The sequence below is a fragment of the Edaphocola flava genome (assembly GCF_004118155.1).
Classification (GTDB): domain Bacteria; phylum Bacteroidota; class Bacteroidia; order Chitinophagales; family Chitinophagaceae; genus Edaphocola; species Edaphocola flava.
Map to the genome: position 1 here is coordinate 91,511 of NZ_SAIQ01000003.1, position 18,474 is coordinate 109,984.

Here is an 18,474-nt window from a genome sequence, read left to right on the forward strand (position 1 = left end):
TAAACACAAGAACAGAAATGACTTTTGAGCAAATCCAAGAGACAGCCGAATATATAAAAGCACAGCTGGAAACCCTGCCGGAATACGGCGTTATCCTGGGCAGTGGTCTGGGCGGACTTACCGAAGCGGTAACCGTTACCAAAGAACTGCCATACACAGTAATTCCAAACTTCCCGCAGTCTACAGTAGAAGGCCATGCCGGCAAACTGATCTTCGGAACTATCGGAGACAAACAGGTAATCATGATGGCCGGTCGTTTTCACTATTACGAAGGCTATGACATGCAGGAAGTAACCTTCCCGGTAAGGGTAATGAAAGCACTGGGCGTACATACTCTTTTTGTCAGCAATGCTGCCGGAGGAATGAACAAAGACTTTAAGATCGGCGATATCATGTTCATTAAAGATCATATCAACCTGTTTCCGGAACATCCGTTGAGAGGCAAGAACGATACCCGCCTGGGTACCCGATTCCCGGATATGAGCGAACCATATAGTTATGACCTGCTGGATAAGGCTAAAGCTGTTGCAGCAACTGCCGGCATCCCGGTACAGGAAGGTGTTTATATCGGTTTACAGGGTCCGACTTTTGAAACAAGAGCAGAGTATTACTGGCTGCATGTTATCGGTGGTGATGCTGTAGGTATGAGTACCGTACCAGAAGTGATTGTAGCCATTCACGGAGGCATGAAGGTGTTTGCAGCAAGCATTATTACCGACCTGGGTATCCGCGAAGAACTGAATACGATCACCCATGAAGAAGTACTGGCTGCGGCTAATGAAGCGGCACCCAAACTAGCTAAAATTGTAAGTGAATTAATAAAATCATTATAAGTTATGAAACAGATCTTTTTATTTTCTGCACTGGCACTGACTTTCGCTGCCTGCGGCAACAGCAATAAAACAGAAGAAAAAGCGACAGCTACTGAAACAAAAACTTCAGAGATGGCCGCAACAGAAACAGTAGCTCCCGCGAACGGACCTAAAGATCCGGTATGTGAGATGGACAAAAAAGCAGACTGGGATCAATACACCGTTTACGGTGGAGATACTACCTGGTTCTGCAGCCCGCACTGTAAAGAAACATTTGATAAAGATCCGGCGAAATTCGCTAAAAAATAAACCGTCAACGGTAAAAAATGTTCGTCACAGTTTGTCGGGTATCGATACCGGGCAGCCTGTAACGAACATTTTTGCTGATGCAAAATGGATTAATGGAGACACACGCAAAATATATGTACCGCTGTCTGGAACTGGCCATGAAAGGGCAGGGCCATGTAGCACCCAATCCTGTAGTGGGTTCGGTCTTGGTGTACCAGGACCGCATCATCGGGGAAGGCTGGCACCGGCAATATGGCCAGGCACATGCCGAGGTCAATTGCTTTAACAGCGTGGCTACAGCAGATCAGCACCTGATCGGGGAGAGTACATTATATGTAAGCCTGGAACCTTGTGCCCATTATGGCAAAACGCCACCCTGTGCGGAACTGGTGATTCAGAAACGCGTAAAAGAGGTGGTAGTGGCCTGCGAAGATCCGTTTGCAAAAGTGGCCGGCAAGGGCATAGCCATGATCCGTGCCGCAGGCATACCGGTGATTACCGGTATACTGGAACAGGAGGCCCGCGCATTAAACAAAAGATTCTTTACCTACCATCAGCATCAGAGACCCTATATCATCCTGAAATGGGCGCAAAGTGCCGATGGCTTTATTGCTCCCGAAGCAGGCCGGAAAGTAATGCTCAGCAATGCTTTGAGCCAGCGATGGGTACATCGTATGCGCAGTGAAGAACAGGCTATTCTAGTGGGTTACCGTACCGCAGTGCAAGACAATCCTTACCTGACCAATCGTTTCTTTGGCACACAGCAGCCACTCCGTGTCATTATCGACCCGAAAAATGAATTGCCGGAAGCACTACATGTAAAGACTGATGGCTTAGCTACCTGGATTTATACTGAAACTTATGAAGGTATTGAGGCGCAGACATCCTACATAAAATTGCCTTCAGGACAGGATTTCATATCCTCACTCTTACAGGACCTGTATCAAAAGGGCATCAACAGCCTGATTGTAGAAGGAGGCACGCAAACCCTGCAATCCTTTATTCATGCAGGTTTATGGGATGAAGCATTTTGTATAGAAACACCAGTTCAGCTCCACAGTGGCACACCTGCACCGATGCTGCATCCTGCCGTAAAGAAAGAACGCATTATCCTGGACGACAACATCATCCAGCAATACACCAGACCCAATCATGAATACTTATAAGACGATCAAAAGCACGACCACAGCAGAGTTCAGGGACAGGGGCAGTAAATTCCTGGCCTATACCTATCCTTTAAATCATGCCGATGAACTGAAGACACATATACAGACCTTAAAGAAAGAGCATCCGAAAGCAGTACATCATTGCTATGCATACCGCATCGGTATTGACGGACAACAGTTCCGTGCCAATGATGACGGCGAGCCATCGGGTAGTGCAGGAAGGCCCATACTGGGTCAGATCGATAGTGCCGGACTGACCAATGTACTGGTCGTAGTAGTCCGCTATTTCGGTGGCACCTTGTTAGGCGTACCGGGGCTGATCAATGCCTACAAGAACGTGACCACAGATGCGCTGGCACTTTGTGAGGTTGTAGAGAAGAATATTGAATACACACTCGGACTGAGTTTTGATTATACAATCATGAACGAAGTGATGACTGTGCTGAAACAATATGAAGTAAGCATCCTGAAACAGGACATGCAGTTATTCTGCGAGTATACTATCGGTATTCCCCTCATCCATAAAGAAGCCTGCCTGCAACGACTGGCCGACATCTACGGGCTCACCATAGTGGATGGCTGATCACGATATAAGCAATAATCCGTATTTTTGACAAGCGTTAGAAACGCAATCACGACATAAGCATTAATCATGACTTTAATAGAATGTCCAAGAGACGCCATGCAAGGCTGGTCTCACTTCATACCCACCGCCACTAAAGTGGCTTACCTGAATCAGTTATTAAAAGTAGGTTTCGATATCCTGGATTTCGGTTCTTTTGTATCTGCCAAAGCCATTCCGCAACTGGTAGACACTAAGGAAGTGATCCGCCAACTGGACATGAGTAATACCCGCAGCAAGCTGCTGGCGATCATTGCCAATGTGCGCGGGGCGCAGGATGCAGTTGTCTATGATGAGATTACTTATTTAGGATTCCCGTTCTCTATCTCCGAAACGTTCCAGATGCGCAATACCAATAAAACGATTGCCGAGTCTCTGGAGCAGGTAGAAACGATTCAGAACTTATGTACCCAGAACAATAAAGAGGCTGTATTATACCTGTCTATGGGTTTCGGCAATCCTTATGGAGATGAGTACAATGCCGATATCGTATATAAATGGTTTCAGACCCTGGTACAATTAGGGGTAAAACATATTGCCCTGGCCGATACCGTGGGGGTTTCCAACCCGGAGAATATTACCAATATTTATAAAAAACTGATCCCTGAATTTCCGCAGATCCATATCGGAGCGCACTTCCATTCCACCGCACAGTCTACAGAGGAAAAACTACAGGCAGCCTGGGATGCAGGCTGTACCAGCTTCGACACTTCTATCAAAGGTATAGGTGGCTGTCCTATGGCTAATGATGATCTGGTCGGTAATATCGCTACAGAACGTTTACTGGACTTTGCAGATAAAAATAACATTCCGTTGTCCATCGATAGAGCAGCTTTTAACGAAGCAATGCTCATGGCCTCAAGCGTCTTTATCTGATCTAAAATATTAAATTATCAAAATATGTTGTAATTTTCAGATGGGGATACTACATCCCTGTCTGAAATCACAACATATTTGCTTTTATATGAAAAAAAATCTACTGTACATTTTCCTCGCAACCCTTACCCTCAGCTCCTGTTACCGTCCGCTGTACCGTGCAGAATCGGTGTATGACCCCATGCTGAGCAAACAGGGCGAAGTCGCTGCCAATGCCTCTGTGCTGGTAGCAGGCGTATATAATTTTCCGTCTTTCGATCTTAATGTGGGCTATTCTCCGGTACAGAGCCTGGGTCTTAAAGCATCTTGGCGCAACCGTGGCTTTAACAGCAATGGATCTATAGATAATGATGACTACATCCGCAAGATGGGTGGCAGCTCATTCGAAGGCGGTATCGGGTATTACAACCGATTTGGGAATAACGGGCTGGTATCTGTTTATGGTAACTTTGCCGCAGGTGTGAACCGCGACCATTCCTATTACACGGCCAATAATCAGGTAAGAGATCGTCTGAACTCCCGCTTCAGAGCATTCTCTCTGCAACCCGCTGTGGGTATGGCTAAGAAGAATGTGAGCCTTGTGGGTGGCGTAAGACTAGGTTTCTATCAGTTCTACGATATTAGTGCTTACAATATGCATTACACACAGGAGCATTACAACAGTGTATCTAATACGCTGTATCCGATCTTCGAACCCTATTTCAACTTTGAAGCCGGTTCTTCCAATATCCGTTTCAATTTTCAGGCGGGTTTTGCCGTAGCCCCGGGAGGCCCGGATCTGGATGAGAACTTTTTCACTCCAAAAGTATCTGTAGGCATTACGGCACGCTTCGGAAAATAAATATTTTAAGCATACATAAAAACGGGTATTTTGTTACACACAAAATACCCGTTTTTATATTATTGCGCTCCGGTTACTTTGCCTTTCCGGAGATAATAGACAACAGCTCTTTAGCACTGATGCTTCCGTTATGCTTATACTTCAGTGTATGTTTTTCAGTATACACATTCGTTTGAGGCAGTGCCTTAAACTCATACAACTGGTAGATTACATCAGAACGATCAGCACCTATAATTGCATGTGGCAACTGTTTTAACCCTGTGGCTTTAATAAAATCATCCAGGTAAGGCTTCATATCTTTAGCCCCGATAAACACCAGCGGAATGGCCTCAAACTCTTCTTTATGCTTCACAATATCCTTTGCCAGATCCTGACAGTGATCGCAGGTTGGGTTGAATAGTACAACAATAGCAGACTTTGCAGGAATATCCTTCTCTGAATGAAAATGTCCATCACTGGTTTCAATGCTGAAAGCCGGTATCGGCGCATTGATCTGTTTATACTGATCCAGGTCGTCGGTTACTGCTGTACTCACTTGTTGCGCCTGTACATATGTCGTCGAAAGCATTGACAAACATAAGGAAAGCGCTATTTTCTGTATCATTTGACGTAATTTTGAGTCCATAAAAATAGTGCATTTTCATGAATAATAAATCCGGTACACCACCATTGGCAGAGCGCATGCGCCCGCAGCGCCTGGAAGATTATGTAGGGCAGGAGCACCTGGTAGGTGCGGGTAGTGTATTGCGGAATATGATAGATCAGAAGCAGCCGCATTCGCTCATTTTCTGGGGACCTCCGGGCATCGGTAAGACCACCCTGGCGCAGATCATAGCCCATGAGTCCGGTCTTCCGTTTTTCAGTCTCAGTGCTATTGAAAGCGGCGTTAAAGAAATACGCCAGATCATTGACCTTTCGAAAAAAGCCGGCAAAGCCTTATTGTTTATAGATGAGATACATCGCTTTAACAAAGCCCAGCAGGACAGCCTGCTCGGTGCTGTAGAGCGGGGTTATATTGTACTGATCGGTGCCACTACAGAAAATCCGTCTTTTGAAGTCATCAGCGCCTTACTGAGCCGTTGTCAGGTATATATCCTCAAACCTTTTACCGTAGATGATCTGAAGCAATTGGTGCAGCGTGCTATAGCGCAGGATGAGCTCATCACACAGATGGATATCCATATTGAAGAATGGGAAGCATTACTGCAATTGAGTGGTGGGGATGGACGCCGCATGCTGAACTTGTTTGAGATTGTAGTGACGGCTCTTCCTGAAGGCACTAAAGTCATCACGAATGAAAAGGTTCAATCTATCATACAAAAGAAAATGGCCTTATATGACAAGACCGGAGAGCAGCACTATGATATTATTTCGGCCTTCATCAAATCTATGCGGGGCAGCGATCCCAATGCAGCAGTATATTATCTGGCCCGGATGATTGAGGGTGGGGAAGATCCCAAGTTTATTGCCCGGCGCATGGTCATATTTGCCAGTGAAGATATCGGCAATGCTAATCCCAATGCGCTATTGCTGGCGACCTCCTGCTTTTCTGCAGTAGAAATGATCGGCTATCCCGAATGCCGGATCATCTTATCACAGGCCGTTACTTACCTGGCCTCTTCTGTAAAAAGTAATGCTTCTTATGAAGCCATTAATATGGCACAGGCTATTGTGCGGCAGACCGGAGACCTTTCGGTACCGCTGCACATACGCAATGCACCGACCAAACTGATGAAAGATATAGGTTACGGCGATAACTATAAATATGCCCATAGTTTTGAAGGACATTTTGTTGAGCAGGAATTTCTGCCCGAAGCCCTTGCCGGAACGAAGATATATGATCCGGGGCCCAATCCTTCGGAAGATAAGCTCAGGGCTTATTTGCGACAATGCTGGAAAGAAAAATACGGGTACTAGACCCGTATTTTTTATTTTAAGTATCGTTCTGTAATAATCTTACGGTGATGTAGTTCATGGCCCATAATAATCCAGGCACAGGCCCGCACGGACATGGCTGCCTGACTGGCAATACCGGAGCGTTCTGTCTGCTTCGCAGTCAGGTTATTAAAGAAAGCTATCGTCAGGTTGCGACAGGCATTATATTCCTTCAGTAGTTTGGTCAGGGGAATCTTATCAGCCAGGGCTTGTTTGGCAAATTCATTTTCATCAAAAAACGGTAGCGGTGTACGATCCATACGTGCAAAACGCATCGCACGATAAACGAATACGCGCTCTACATCGATCAGGTGCATCAGCAGGTCTTTAAGAGACCATTTACCCTCTGCATAAGGCGTGGTCAAAGCTTCCGGACTCAGGGACTTGTATAATGCAGTAACTTCCCTGGCAGAGCCTTTCAGCTGATCCAGTACACTCGTTTCTGTCGGTACCATGGCTATATAGGTATCATAATACAAAGCATATTCTACATCTCTGGGCTTATTGATCTTCTTCATAAAACGCAATCATTAGGGGGCGAAAATTAAGATTTTATTTCAAAAACAAAGGATTATTTTGCAGTAGATAATTGATCTATGAAAAAACTAAAAATCCCCCTGATTGCTGCCGGTGCATTAAGCATTTTCGCTGCCGGACTGGTATACGGCATTAAAAAGAAAGTGAACCCGCTTTGCTACAGCAAAATAGAAAAGCTACCTCAAACCTATACTGCAATTATATTTGGTGCAGGCATTCGCAATAATAAGCCCAGTGCTTACCTGCAGGACCGTTTGGATGCAGGAATTGAACTCTATAAATCCGGGAAAGTAAAAAGACTCCTGCTCTCGGGAGATAATGGTCAGGATGAGTATGATGAACTGACGGTAATGAAAGAATATTGTACCGCACATGGAATACCAGCCGAAGATATATTTGTGGACTATGCAGGTTTTGATACGTACTCTACCGTATACCGGGCTAAAGACTTGTTTAAGGTAGATGAAGCCATCATGATCAGCCAGAACTATCACCTGGACCGGGCGGTATACCTGGGCGAGGCAATGGGCATCAAATCTTATGGCTATGCCGCAGACCGCGAGGGTGGCTATGCACTCATGCAGAAAAATAAGATGAGAGAATACCTCGCATTACTAAAATCGTTTGTGGACGTACACGTCGGACGCAAGCCCCGTTTTCACGGAGGGGATATTAACATACACGGCCCTTCGAACTACTATAAAAAATAATATCTACGATTTGCCCGCACAATTCCTATATTTGCTTAATAAAATTGTTTTACAAATCTAACATTTGAAACATTGAGCGGGCAGCATAAATCCTTACATGATGTACACAGCAGTGTAGATATAGCTTCTAAGAAGTCGTCCTGGCGCAAGATCATGGCCTTTTTCGGTCCGGCATACCTCGTAAGTGTAGGTTATATGGACCCGGGCAACTGGGCTACAGACCTGGCCGGTGGCTCACAGTTTGGCTACACCCTTATCTGGGTGCTTTTATGCAGCAATATTATCGCGCTCTTCCTGCAATCGCTCTGCACCCGACTGGGTATCGTAAGAGGACAAGATCTGGCACAATGTAACCGGGAGACCTATCCTAAAGGGATGAACTTCATCCTTTATCTGTTGGCAGAAATTGCCATCGCAGCCTGTGATCTTGCAGAGATACTCGGTATGGCGATCGGGTTGCAATTGTTGTTCGGTCTGGACCTGATCTGGGGGGTACTCATCAGTTTCGGAGATACCTTCCTGCTGCTGTATCTGCAAAGGCTGGGTATCCGCAAAATGGAACTGTTTATCATCGGTACCATATTCATCATTGGTATGTGCTTCCTGATCGAAATGTTCCTGGCCAAACCGGATATGCACGCGCTGGTTCAGGGTTTCATTCCATCTATACCCAATACACAAGCCTTATATATTGCCATTGGTATTATTGGTGCAACTGTAATGCCCCATAACCTGTACCTGCACTCTGCACTGGTACAGACCCGCAAGATTGAAAAGGATGATACCTCTATAAAAAAAGCTTTAAAATATAACTTCTGGGATAGTGCCATTGCCCTTAACCTGGCATTCTTTGTAAATGCCGCCATCCTGATCCTTGCTGCATCAGTATTTCACCGTAACGGCATGACACAGGTGGCAGAGCTGGAGGATGCACACCAGCTACTGGCCCCGACATTGGGCACAGAATGGGCTTCCAGGCTATTTGCCATTGCACTGATCGCTGCCGGACAAAGTTCAACTATTACCGGTACACTAGCCGGACAAATCGTTATGGAGGGCTACCTGCAATTAAGGATCAGCCCGGCTTTGCGCCGTATCATCACCCGACTGTTAGCGGTAGTACCTGCAGTAATTGTGATCCTGGTCATGGGTAACAAGGGAGTAGGGAGGCTATTGATTTTTAGCCAGGTACTGCTCAGTATGCAGTTATCATTTGCCATTATTCCGCTGATCTATTTTGTGAGTGATAAGGAAAAAATGGGCCGCTTTGCAATCTCTATGTTCAGCAAAATAGTTGGCTGGTCTATCGTAGTACTGGTCGGTGGCCTGAACATGAAGCTGGTCTATGAGTCGGTAACTGATGTGCTGGCTATGGATGTAAGTGAAGGGCTCAAAACCCTGGTTGTTGCTGGCGGTATAGGCCTGGTCGTGCTCCTGTTACTAACCATCCTTTATCCGCTGTATCGTCGCAGGCACAGGGTTAATCTGGACATCCATCACCAGTTACATATCAGTACAACCAGCGTTAATGAATTCAATACCATTGCGGTGGCACTCGACTATTCCGAGGTAGATAACAAGACGCTGAGCTATGCACTGAAGCTGGCGAATACGCAGTCCAGGCTGGTACTGATCCATATTGTGGAAAGCGCTGCCGCCAAACGTTCGGGCCACGAAACCCAGGATGCAGAAACACTGAAAGACCAGCAACACCTAGATAACTATGCCGCCTTTATTACAGAGAAAGGATACAATGTATTACCCATACTGGGTTATAATAACCGCGTAACGGAGATTGCCGGTATCTGTAAAGAATATAGTGCGGACCTGCTTGTAGTGGGCAGTCACGGGCACAGGGGACTTAAAGATTTCATTTACGGGGAAACGGTAAATAACCTTCGTCATAAAGTAGATATTCCGGTATTCATCGCGCAATAGTAAATTGCAATTTTAAGGTTCCGTATATATCCAGTAAAATCTTTATTATATTTGACAGGATATATGAAACACCAGGTTGTTATTATCGGCTCCGGGCTGGGAGGATTGCTGACGGCTGTACTATTGGCCAAAGAAGGCTTTGATGTAGCGGTGCTGGAGCAAAACAAACAGATCGGGGGCTGCCTTCAGTCTTTTTCATTCGACAAGAAAATATTTGATAGTGCTGTGCACTATATAGGCTCACTGAATGAGGGTGAGGTACTGCACCGCATATTTAATTATGCGGGCATACAACAGCACCTGCAATTGCAGCGCCTGGATATGGATTGCTTTGACCAGATCATATCCGGTGCAGACGATAAGTCCTATGCGCTGGCGCAAAACCTGGACCATTTTACCGAGCAGCTGAACAGCTATTTCCCGAAAGAACAGGCGGCTATAAAAGAGTATGCCCGGCTGCTGCAATATACCTGCGATCATTTTCCCTTATACAACCTGCGCATGGGTGATGCCAGTGAGAAGCATAAAGTTTCGGACTGGAAGTTATCATCAGTACTACAGGAAACAAAAGCCAGTCCTGCATTACAGCAGGCACTGACCGGCAATGCTATTCTATATGCAGGCCGTCAAGACAAAACACCTTTCTATCAACATGCACTGGTCAGCCAAAGTTACATTGACAGCTCCTGGCGGTGCACCGGAGGTAGCGGACAGATCTCAAAGCAACTGTGGAAGCAATTGATGGCTTACGGAGGCACCATATACCGGCACGAGCAGGTAAAAGAACTGACCGTACAAAACGGCAAAATTGAAAAGGCTGTATGTACATCGGGAGCAGAATACCAGGCAGACCATTTTATCTCCAATATCGCTCCGCAACAGACGATTGCCCTGTTGTCTGATCAGTCTATACTCAAGCCTGTCTTCAGAAACCGTATACAGCAGGCACCACTTACCGTAGGCTCAATTATGGTCAATATGGTATTGCAACCGCAACAGGTCCCCTATAAAAACTACAATATAAACTGGAATAAAACGAACAGCCTTGAGGCTATTGATTTATTATCGAAGGAGTTTCCTGTAAATTATTCCATTTACTATACCGAAGACCGGCAGCATCCGGGATATGCAGAATCTGTATCTATCCTCAGCTACATCAATACCGATACGTTTGAAGCATGGCAGGATACGTATAACAATACCCTGGCACCATCGGGACGCGATGATGCATACCAGGAATTCAAAGCTTCCCTGGCAGATACATTGATGAATGTAGTGGCACAACGCTACCCGGAATTGAGGCAACATGCAAAATCCAGCAAAGTGGCGACACCACTCAGTTATAGAGATTACCAGGGCTCTATGAAAGGGGAGCTATATGGTATAGAAAAAGATGTAAATATGCTGAATCAATCCAGCCTTACCACTAAAACAAGAATACCCAACCTTTACCTTACGGGGCAAAATGTAAACCTGCATGGTGTACTGGGCGTAAGCATGACCGCCATTTCTTCAACAGCAGATTTTGTAGGTATGGAGTACTTACTGGATAAGATCAATAAACCCTAAAGCAGATCATAAGTCAGGCGGATACCAAATGAAGCATAGGTCAGCTTTTGTACTGCAGCATTGCCCATCTCATATTTATAGCTGACATTATAACTGCGGCTTACCGCCAGACCTGCATTACTGGTATAAAACGAGTAACTGAAAATCAATCCAAGTCCGAGTTTATTGGTCAGCGCATTATAATTGAGCCTTTTGTAACCCAGATACAGATTAGCGTTACCTACTCCGAAATGCTTCCCGTCATTGTTGATGGATATAGTTTCCGTGGTTCCAAAGCGTACGCGCTCTTTGGTGGACAGCACAGTGGTACTATATGTAGTATCTGATATAGAGCTGATCCTGGGAAGATACATAGGCAGAGAAACACCGGCACTAATCGTGATCTGGTGTTTACCACCATAGGTCATTACTTTACCCACTTCGATATGCGGCTCAAATACCAGTACTGAAAGACCACCACTACCCAGTTCCCCCTTCGCATACGTTGTATCGGAGGTGGGGGCATAAGTCTTACGATAGCGATACGCAAAGTTTCCATTGCCGATTGCTACACCACCAGCCAGGAAGAAGCCTGGTGTAAACTGATAGCGATACTGGAAGCCAAGGCGAACAAATGGCGCTACTCTGCTCTTATTCGTTCCCGGACCGCCCATCGCAGTCATATTCTGATTAAGGTCAGCAAACACGCTGACATACTGACGATCAGGACGGGGAACATAACGCGTTACGCCCTGTGCCATAATCATATTGCCTGTACCAAGCAGGCATAAAAACAAAAAAACACCTTTCATATAAAATTAAAAAGTCAATACTCCTTTATTAATATATCAGTGGTAAGATTCGAGTAGAGTAGAGCCACAAGATAGTGAATTATCTCATATGAAATTCAGTAATAAAAAAATAAACCCTTGTGCTGTTGGGAGTTAGGGTAAATTCAAGTTCACTTTTGAGTATCTGTACATAAACATAAAGCAATCTAAAATATATAATAGTTTAAGGGGTAAACGGATTGCCCTGCCCTTACTTTTCTTTGCATATTGCTCAAAAAACACTTATTATCAGAGTGTTATAAGATCATATTGTGTTTACAATAAATTGTAATTTTTTATCGCTTTTAATACTTACCTTCGCAACACCTTATAATATGGTTAATTATTTAGAAGCCTTAACCATATTATTTTTTAGCTGAATATGGCTTCTAAGCTGAATCTTAAAAAAAAGATATATGACATTAAATCCAACTTCGGTTTCCTTTACTTTAGAAAATGGTAAAGAGGTAATAATCGAGACAGGAAAACTCGCCCGTCAGGCTGACGGTGCGGTTACCGTTCGCTGCGGCGATTGCGTAATATTAGCTACTGTAGTGGCGAGCAAAGAACCTAAACCAGGTCAATCTTTCTTCCCGCTGACTGTTGATTATCAAGAAAAATTCGCTTCTGCCGGTCGTATTCCGGGTTCATTCTTCAAACGTGAAGGCAGAATCAGCGATTATGAAATATTAATTTGCCGTCTGATCGACAGAGCATTACGTCCTCTGTTCCCTGAAAGCTACCTGTGTGAAGTACAGGTACTGGTTTCCCTGATCTCTAATGATGACGAGGTAATGCCTGATGCACTGGCTTGTCTGGCTGCATCTGCTGCACTGGCGGTATCTACTGTACCTATCCAGGAAATCATTTCTGAAGTACGTGTTGCCCGCATCGCTGGTGAAATGGTAGTAAACCCTTCACCTGCACAGATTGTAGATGCTGATATGGACTTCATCATCGCTGCCACTGAAAAAAACATCATGATGGTAGAAGGTGAGGCGAAAGAATGTCAGGAAGAAGACATGATCAAAGCGATCGAAGTAGCACACAATGCTATTCGCCAGCAAGTAAAAGCTCAGGAAGAATTAAGAGCAAAAGTTGGTTCTCCTGCAAAAAGAGAAGTAGCTCCATTTGCTGAAAACGAAGAAGTAAAAGCAGCTGTTGAAGCATTTGCTACTGAGCGTATGCTGGAAATCGCAAGAGCTGGTAGCAGCAAACACGATCGTACAGACGCGATTAAAGCTTTGAAAGAAGAATTAATGGCTAGCTTCGGTGAGGAGCCTTCAGAAGAGACTATTGCTTTTGCAAAACGTTATTTCGACGATATGCAATACTACAAAGTACGTGATATGATCCTGGATGAAAGCCGTCGTTTAGATGGTCGTAAACTGGATGAAGTACGTGGCTTGTATATTGAAACAAGTGCATTACCAACCCCACACGGTTCTGCATTATTTACACGCGGTGAGACACAATCTCTGACCACCGTAACTTTAGGTACCAAAGACGATGAATTACTGATCGAAACTGCAGGTACATCTAATTATCAAAAATTCCTGTTACACTATAACTTCCCGCCATTCTCTACTGGTGAGACCAAGCCAATGCGTGGTCCGAGCCGCAGAGAGGTAGGACATGGTAACCTTGCAAAACGTTCCCTGTACCAAATGATGCCAAAAGATTATGCGTATACTGTACGTGTAGTTTCTGACATCCTGGAGTCTAACGGTTCTTCTTCTATGGCTACTGTATGTGCCGGTTCTCTGGCGCTGATGGATGCTGGTGTTCCTTTCCCTAAACACGTAAGTGGTGTAGCGATGGGTCTGATCAGCCGTGCCAGCGATGGTAAATGGGCTGTACTGACCGATATCTTAGGTGATGAAGATCACCTGGGTGACATGGACTTTAAAGTAACCGGTACCCGTGATGGTATCTGTGGTATCCAGATGGATATTAAAGTAGATGGCTTAAGCATGGATGTAATGCGTCAGGCATTAGCACAGGCTAATAAAGGTCGTTTACATATCCTGGATGCGATGTATGAGGCTATGCCAGCATACAGACCAGAACTGAAACCACAAACTCCACGTATTGAACAACTGATCATTGATCGTGAGTTTATCGGTGCGGTAATCGGACCAGGTGGTAAAATTATCCAGGAAATCCAACGTACTACCGGTGCTGAAATCAACATCGAAGAAGTTGGTGAAACTGGTGTAGTAAAAGTATTCTCTAACAACGGTGAGAGCCTGAATGCAGCGATGAACTGGATCAAAGGTATCGTAGCGATTCCTGAGGTTGGTGAAGTATACGAATCTACCGTTAAATCTATCATGCCATATGGTGCGTTCGTAGAATTCATGCCGGGCAAACAAGGTTTACTGCATATCTCTGAAGTAAGCTGGAAACGCCTGGAAACACTGGAAGGTGTACTGAATGAAAACGAGGTGATTAAAGTAAAACTGCTGGGAGTAGACCAGAAAACCGGCAAATTCCGACTGAGCAGAAAAGTACTGATGCCTAAACCAGAAGGTTATGTAGAGCAACCGGAAGGTGAAAGAAAACCACGCAGAGAAAACGGTGACCGTGGTGATCGTGGTGACAGAAGAGATCGTAACGATCGCGGTGATCGCGGTGGCGACAGAAGAAATGATCGCGGTGACAGAAAACCACGTGAACAAGCTGAAGCACAAAACACACAGCCGGTAAACAATGAAAGCCCTGCAATCGATCCATCGGATGCGGATCTGGCACTGTAAACCGATCTGAAAATAATATAAAAGGTGTACCGGAATTAATCCCGGTGCACCTTTTTCTTTTGCTCTTTTTTAGCACTGAATAGCTTATCTTTGAGACCCAAACATTAGGTTATGTATTCAAAATTGTATTCTAAAAAGTGGTTATTACTCTCAGCCACTGCATTATTTATGGCGCAAAATCCAATTCAAGCACAAGAAAAAGTACCGGCATATCCGATCAGCGATATGGATCGTACCGCACATGCCTGTGATGATTTCGACCAGTTTGCCAACGGTGGCTGGAAGAAGAATAATCCGATTCCAAGCACAGAAAGCCGCTGGGGTGCATTCGGTATCCTGGATAAAGAAAATAAAGATGTACGCATCAAAGGTATTATCACTGAAATACTGGCACAGCCTAACCTTAAAAAGGGAACAGAAGCACAGCAGATCGCAGATTTCTACCGTGCCTATTCAGATGTAGCTACTTTAAATAAACTGGGCATTAAACCGATCCAGAAATATGTAGACCAGATCACTGCTGTAAAGACGGTGAAAGAATGGACCAAACTGACAGGATCCCTGGATCTTGCCGGTGTTGATGGTGTGCTGGGCTTCGGTATATATGCCGATAAAAAGAACAGCAAATGGAATGCGATATACGCAGGACAAAGCGGTCTGAGTCTGGGTGAAAAAGGATTCTACTCCCGCGATGATTCCAGCGCAGTAGCTATCCGTAAAGAATTCACCATTCATATCAACAAAATGTTTGCCCTGGCCGGTTGGAAAGATAAAAATCCGGGAGAGAACATCCTTAGATTTGAAACGGCACTGGCTGCATTACAATTATCCAATGTTGAGTTGAGAGATCCTGTAAAAACCTATAACAAGATGCCTTATGCAGAAATGAAGGCACTGGTTAAGGATTTTGACCTGGATGGCTACCTAAGCCATCAGGGTTTTAAAATTGAAGAAGTAATCGTTCAGAATAAAGAATACCTGAGCAGCCTGAATGCGTTGCTGAATAATACACCTGTAGAAACACTGAAACAATATAGCCGCTGGCAGTTACTGTCTTCTTTCGCAGGATATTTATCAGAGGACCTTCAGAACGAAGATTTCCGTTTTGGCAGCACGGTAATGCGTGGTGTGAAACAACGTAAATCTCTGGAAGAAAGAGCGACTACTGCAACCAATGGCATCATGGGTATGCCTTTAGGTAAACTGTTTGCTGCTAAATATTTCCCGGAAAGCTCTAAACAAAAAGTTGCTGAGATGATCGAGAATGTACGCACCGTTTTTGGTGAGCGCATTGATCAGCTGAGCTGGATGAGCCCGGAAACAAAAGTAGAAGCACGCAAGAAGCTGGCTGCATTTACCTACAAGATCGGTTATCCTGATCAGTGGAAAGACTATTCTACTATCGATATCAAACCTAATACACTGGTGGAGAATGTAATCTCTGCACGTAAATGGGGACATAAAGAATCGATCAATAAAATAGGCAAGGAAGTAGATAAGAAAGAGTGGGGTATGTCTCCGCAAACTGTCAATGCTTACTATAGCCCATTAAACAATGAAGTTGTATTCCCAGCTGGTATCCTGCAACCTCCATTCTTTAATCCTGATGCAGATGATGCGATCAACTACGGTGGTATTATTGCCGTAATCGGTCACGAATTCAGCCACGGATTTGATGATAAAGGTTCTAAATATGACGCTGAAGGCAACATGAAAAACTGGTGGACAGAAGAAGACCGTCAGAAATTTGATGAGCTGGCTAATAAATATATTGCTTACTTCGACCAGCGTGAAGTATTGCCTGGTCTGAATGTAAACGGTAAACTGACTATCGGTGAAAATATTGCCGATCTGGGTGGTTTAACCCTCGCTTATCATGCCCTGCAAAAATCATTGAAAGGTAAGCCAGAACCGGCCCTGATCGATGGTTTTACCTGGCAGCAACGCTTCTTCCTGGGCTGGGCTCAGGTATGGCACACTAATATTAATGATGCAGCTCTGCGCCAGCAGGTGCTGACAGACCCGCACAGTCCGGCTGCTGACCGTATCAATGGTCCTATGCCTCACCTGATCGAGTTCCATAATGCATGGGGTACTAAAGAAGGTAATAAATTATATTTACCGGAAGCAAGCCGTATTGTAATCTGGTAAGATTATATTCGTTGCCTATATCCGTAAATGCTTGTGTGGCGCGCCTTCGGCGCGCCACACTTTTATATATGTACACTAAAAAAGTAACACAAATTACATAACAATAAAAAATATTTAAAAACTTTTGTAACTTTTTTGCTCCACATCCGATTAACTATCAAATGACCGCACAAGAATACAATATAGCTGTTGAAGAGTGGGCAGACCGGCTTTACCGGTTTGCACTCAAAACCGTCCAGGAGCCGGAAGAAGCGAAAGATATTGTGCAGCAGAGCTACGAGACCTTATGGATAAACCGGGAAGACGTATCGCCGGAAAAAGTAAAAAGTTACCTGTTCACCATTGCACACCGACGATGTATGGACCATTTCCGAAAGCCGAGAAACAGTGAACTACACCAGGAACAGATTACCGCAACCGTTAACCCAAACCAACATAGTGAATGGAAAGGATATTTACAAGAAGCATTAAAAATTCTCGATAAACAAAGCAAAACCCTCATCCTGCTTAAAGATTACGAAGGGTATAGTTACGAAGAAATAGGCAGGATAACCGAGCTCAGTCATGCACAGGTTAAAGTATACCTGCACAGAGCAAGAAAAACATTAAAAGAGTACCTCATCAGTAAAAAACAGATATTGTAATGAAACATACGGACAATCAATACATCGAAGAGCAGATCTTACTGCTGGTAGACGGAGAGCTTGATCCGGCTCAGGAGCAGAACATACGCGATATTATCGCGGGCAGCCCTGAGTACCAGGAACTGTATGACACATATCTTTCCTTAAAACTGGAAGATGAGCAGGATATCGTGTGTACGTTTAAGGATGAGCTTAAAAAACCGGAAACAATAGCCTTTGTACCTGCACCAAAACGCAGCAGCAGATGGCCATATTATGCAGCAGCTGCACTGGCACCTATAGCCATCGTATCTGCACTGTGGTTCGGCGCACAAAAAGAACAACTGTACAAAGATAACAGCCTCGTTAAATCGCAGCTGCCACAGAATCTGAATACGGCATTACCACCTGCACAGGAGCCTGCAGGTAACAATAAATCAAAAAATAATACCAATACACCTGTAAAAAGAAAAACTGAAAAAATAGTACGCAAAGCCAATCCCGATCCCGGAACACTGGCATTGATCAAACCAGAGGAAACAACTCCTGAAGTACAAAGGACTGTTCACCTCCTGGCTAACCAGACAACAGGCACTTCTGTTGCAGCAGTACGGACAAGCCCTATACGCCCTATCGCTGAAAACAATACTACCGCAACGGAAGATATGGCCCTTGCCCTTGCTAAAATAGCCAAGGATGACCATGCTCCTAAAGGCCTGCTGGGCGATGTGATCAATGCCGGAAACTGGTTGCTGAATGAAGAAAAAAGCACCACCGTTGAAATCTCATTAGGAAACTTTATCCATAAATCATATACCATAACCCTAAAATAATTAAA

The 18,474-nt window shown here is 44.6% G+C and carries 17 protein-coding genes; 14 read left to right on the forward strand and 3 right to left on the reverse strand.

Annotation, left to right across the window (positions count from 1 at the left end; translation table 11 throughout):
* Nucleotides 1-17: 17 nt before the first annotated feature.
* The 6 genes from EMP01_RS09970 (at nt 18) to EMP01_RS09995 (ending at nt 4,605) form a co-directional block, all read left to right on the forward strand.
* Complete coding sequence (locus EMP01_RS09970; protein ID WP_129021373.1) at nt 18-833, forward strand: purine-nucleoside phosphorylase; 816 nt, start codon at nt 18-20, stop codon at nt 831-833.
* A 3-nt stretch (nt 834-836) separates the two neighbouring features.
* Nucleotides 837-1,121, forward strand: coding sequence for a YHS domain-containing protein (locus EMP01_RS15615; protein ID WP_202616047.1), 285 nt, complete (start codon nt 837-839; stop codon nt 1,119-1,121).
* A 92-nt stretch (nt 1,122-1,213) separates the two neighbouring features.
* Nucleotides 1,214-2,266, forward strand: coding sequence for a bifunctional diaminohydroxyphosphoribosylaminopyrimidine deaminase/5-amino-6-(5-phosphoribosylamino)uracil reductase RibD (ribD, locus tag EMP01_RS09980; protein WP_129021374.1), 1,053 nt, complete (start codon nt 1,214-1,216; stop codon nt 2,264-2,266).
* Complete coding sequence (locus tag EMP01_RS09985) at nt 2,253-2,849, forward strand: IMPACT family protein (protein ID WP_129021375.1); 597 nt, start codon at nt 2,253-2,255, stop codon at nt 2,847-2,849. Before ribD ends, EMP01_RS09985 begins: the two co-directional genes overlap by 14 nt.
* 69 nt (nt 2,850-2,918) lie before the next feature.
* Complete coding sequence (locus tag EMP01_RS09990) at nt 2,919-3,764, forward strand: hydroxymethylglutaryl-CoA lyase (protein WP_129021376.1); 846 nt, start codon at nt 2,919-2,921, stop codon at nt 3,762-3,764.
* A gap of 88 nt (nt 3,765-3,852) precedes the next feature.
* Nucleotides 3,853-4,605 (forward strand): hypothetical protein, encoded by a 753-nt coding sequence (locus tag EMP01_RS09995; protein WP_129021377.1) that lies wholly within the window; start codon nt 3,853-3,855, stop codon nt 4,603-4,605.
* A 73-nt stretch (nt 4,606-4,678) separates the two neighbouring features.
* Here EMP01_RS09995 and EMP01_RS10000 read toward each other — a convergent pair whose 3' ends face one another.
* Nucleotides 4,679-5,209, reverse strand: coding sequence for a TlpA family protein disulfide reductase (locus EMP01_RS10000; protein ID WP_161971308.1), 531 nt, complete (start codon nt 5,207-5,209; stop codon nt 4,679-4,681).
* Nucleotides 5,210-5,247: 38 nt separating this feature from the next.
* Between EMP01_RS10000 and EMP01_RS10005 the strand changes: the two genes are divergently transcribed.
* A complete protein-coding gene (locus EMP01_RS10005; RefSeq protein ID WP_129021379.1) occupies nt 5,248-6,522 on the forward strand; it encodes a replication-associated recombination protein A in 1,275 nt (424 codons plus the stop codon).
* 11 nt (nt 6,523-6,533) lie between these two features.
* Here the strand turns inward: EMP01_RS10005 and EMP01_RS10010 are convergent, their stop codons facing one another.
* Nucleotides 6,534-7,058, reverse strand: a complete 525-nt coding sequence (locus EMP01_RS10010; protein ID WP_129021380.1) for a DinB family protein — start codon at nt 7,056-7,058, stop codon at nt 6,534-6,536.
* 78 nt (nt 7,059-7,136) lie between these two features.
* On the opposite strand from EMP01_RS10010, the gene EMP01_RS10015 reads away from it, so the two are divergent.
* The 3 genes from EMP01_RS10015 (at nt 7,137) to EMP01_RS10025 (ending at nt 11,294) form a co-directional block, all read left to right on the forward strand.
* Entirely contained in the window at nt 7,137-7,787 is a 651-nt protein-coding gene (locus EMP01_RS10015) for a SanA/YdcF family protein (RefSeq protein WP_129021381.1), read from the forward strand.
* Nucleotides 7,788-7,859: 72 nt separating this feature from the next.
* On the forward strand, nt 7,860-9,725 hold the full coding sequence (locus EMP01_RS10020) for an Nramp family divalent metal transporter (RefSeq protein WP_129021382.1): 1,866 nt from the start codon (nt 7,860-7,862) through the stop codon (nt 9,723-9,725).
* 63 nt (nt 9,726-9,788) lie between these two features.
* Entirely contained in the window at nt 9,789-11,294 is a 1,506-nt protein-coding gene (locus EMP01_RS10025; RefSeq protein ID WP_129021383.1) for a phytoene desaturase family protein, read from the forward strand.
* On the opposite strand, the gene EMP01_RS10030 is transcribed toward EMP01_RS10025, so the two are convergent.
* Nucleotides 11,291-12,085: a hypothetical protein gene (locus tag EMP01_RS10030; RefSeq protein WP_129021384.1), complete on the reverse strand. Its 795-nt coding sequence runs from the start codon at nt 12,083-12,085 to the stop codon at nt 11,291-11,293. The two genes, EMP01_RS10025 and EMP01_RS10030, sit on opposite strands and share 4 nt — an antisense overlap.
* Before the next feature lie 434 nt (nt 12,086-12,519).
* On the opposite strand from EMP01_RS10030, the gene pnp reads away from it, so the two are divergent.
* The 4 genes from pnp (at nt 12,520) to EMP01_RS10050 (ending at nt 18,469) form a co-directional block, all read left to right on the forward strand.
* On the forward strand, nt 12,520-14,862 hold the full coding sequence (gene pnp / locus EMP01_RS10035; protein ID WP_129021385.1) for a polyribonucleotide nucleotidyltransferase: 2,343 nt from the start codon (nt 12,520-12,522) through the stop codon (nt 14,860-14,862).
* 111 nt (nt 14,863-14,973) lie between these two features.
* The gene (locus tag EMP01_RS10040) at nt 14,974-17,013 is read left to right on the forward strand and encodes a M13 family metallopeptidase (RefSeq protein ID WP_129021386.1); all 2,040 of its coding nucleotides are present in this window, start codon (nt 14,974-14,976) and stop codon (nt 17,011-17,013) included.
* Nucleotides 17,014-17,174: 161 nt separating this feature from the next.
* Nucleotides 17,175-17,657 carry an RNA polymerase sigma factor gene (locus EMP01_RS10045; RefSeq protein WP_129021387.1) on the forward strand — a complete coding sequence of 161 codons (483 nt, stop codon included), beginning with the start codon at nt 17,175-17,177 and terminating at the stop codon, nt 17,655-17,657.
* Complete coding sequence (locus tag EMP01_RS10050) at nt 17,657-18,469, forward strand: hypothetical protein (RefSeq protein ID WP_129021388.1); 813 nt, start codon at nt 17,657-17,659, stop codon at nt 18,467-18,469. The genes EMP01_RS10045 and EMP01_RS10050 overlap by 1 nt, the downstream gene beginning before the upstream one ends.
* Nucleotides 18,470-18,474 lie beyond the last annotated feature (5 nt).

Bases quoted from the DNA above. Each gene is read 5' to 3' on its own strand.
- EMP01_RS10010 (WP_129021380.1), bottom strand. From the start codon at position 7,058: ATGAAGAAGATCAATAAGCCCAGAGATGTAGAATATGCTTTGTATTAT.
- pnp (WP_129021385.1), top strand. From the start codon at position 12,520: ATGACATTAAATCCAACTTCGGTTTCCTTTACTTTAGAAAATGGTAAA.
- EMP01_RS10045 (WP_129021387.1), top strand. From the start codon at position 17,175: ATGACCGCACAAGAATACAATATAGCTGTTGAAGAGTGGGCAGACCGG.
- EMP01_RS09970 (WP_129021373.1), top strand. From the start codon at position 18: ATGACTTTTGAGCAAATCCAAGAGACAGCCGAATATATAAAAGCACAG.
- EMP01_RS10040 (WP_129021386.1), top strand. From the start codon at position 14,974: ATGTATTCAAAATTGTATTCTAAAAAGTGGTTATTACTCTCAGCCACT.
- EMP01_RS10005 (WP_129021379.1), top strand. From the start codon at position 5,248: ATGAATAATAAATCCGGTACACCACCATTGGCAGAGCGCATGCGCCCG.
- EMP01_RS09985 (WP_129021375.1), top strand. From the start codon at position 2,253: ATGAATACTTATAAGACGATCAAAAGCACGACCACAGCAGAGTTCAGG.
- EMP01_RS09995 (WP_129021377.1), top strand. From the start codon at position 3,853: ATGAAAAAAAATCTACTGTACATTTTCCTCGCAACCCTTACCCTCAGC.
- EMP01_RS10000 (WP_161971308.1), bottom strand. From the start codon at position 5,209: ATGATACAGAAAATAGCGCTTTCCTTATGTTTGTCAATGCTTTCGACG.
- EMP01_RS15615 (WP_202616047.1), top strand. From the start codon at position 837: ATGAAACAGATCTTTTTATTTTCTGCACTGGCACTGACTTTCGCTGCC.
- ribD (WP_129021374.1), top strand. From the start codon at position 1,214: ATGGAGACACACGCAAAATATATGTACCGCTGTCTGGAACTGGCCATG.
- EMP01_RS10025 (WP_129021383.1), top strand. From the start codon at position 9,789: ATGAAACACCAGGTTGTTATTATCGGCTCCGGGCTGGGAGGATTGCTG.
- EMP01_RS10050 (WP_129021388.1), top strand. From the start codon at position 17,657: ATGAAACATACGGACAATCAATACATCGAAGAGCAGATCTTACTGCTG.
- EMP01_RS09990 (WP_129021376.1), top strand. From the start codon at position 2,919: ATGACTTTAATAGAATGTCCAAGAGACGCCATGCAAGGCTGGTCTCAC.
- EMP01_RS10030 (WP_129021384.1), bottom strand. From the start codon at position 12,085: ATGAAAGGTGTTTTTTTGTTTTTATGCCTGCTTGGTACAGGCAATATG.
- EMP01_RS10015 (WP_129021381.1), top strand. From the start codon at position 7,137: ATGAAAAAACTAAAAATCCCCCTGATTGCTGCCGGTGCATTAAGCATT.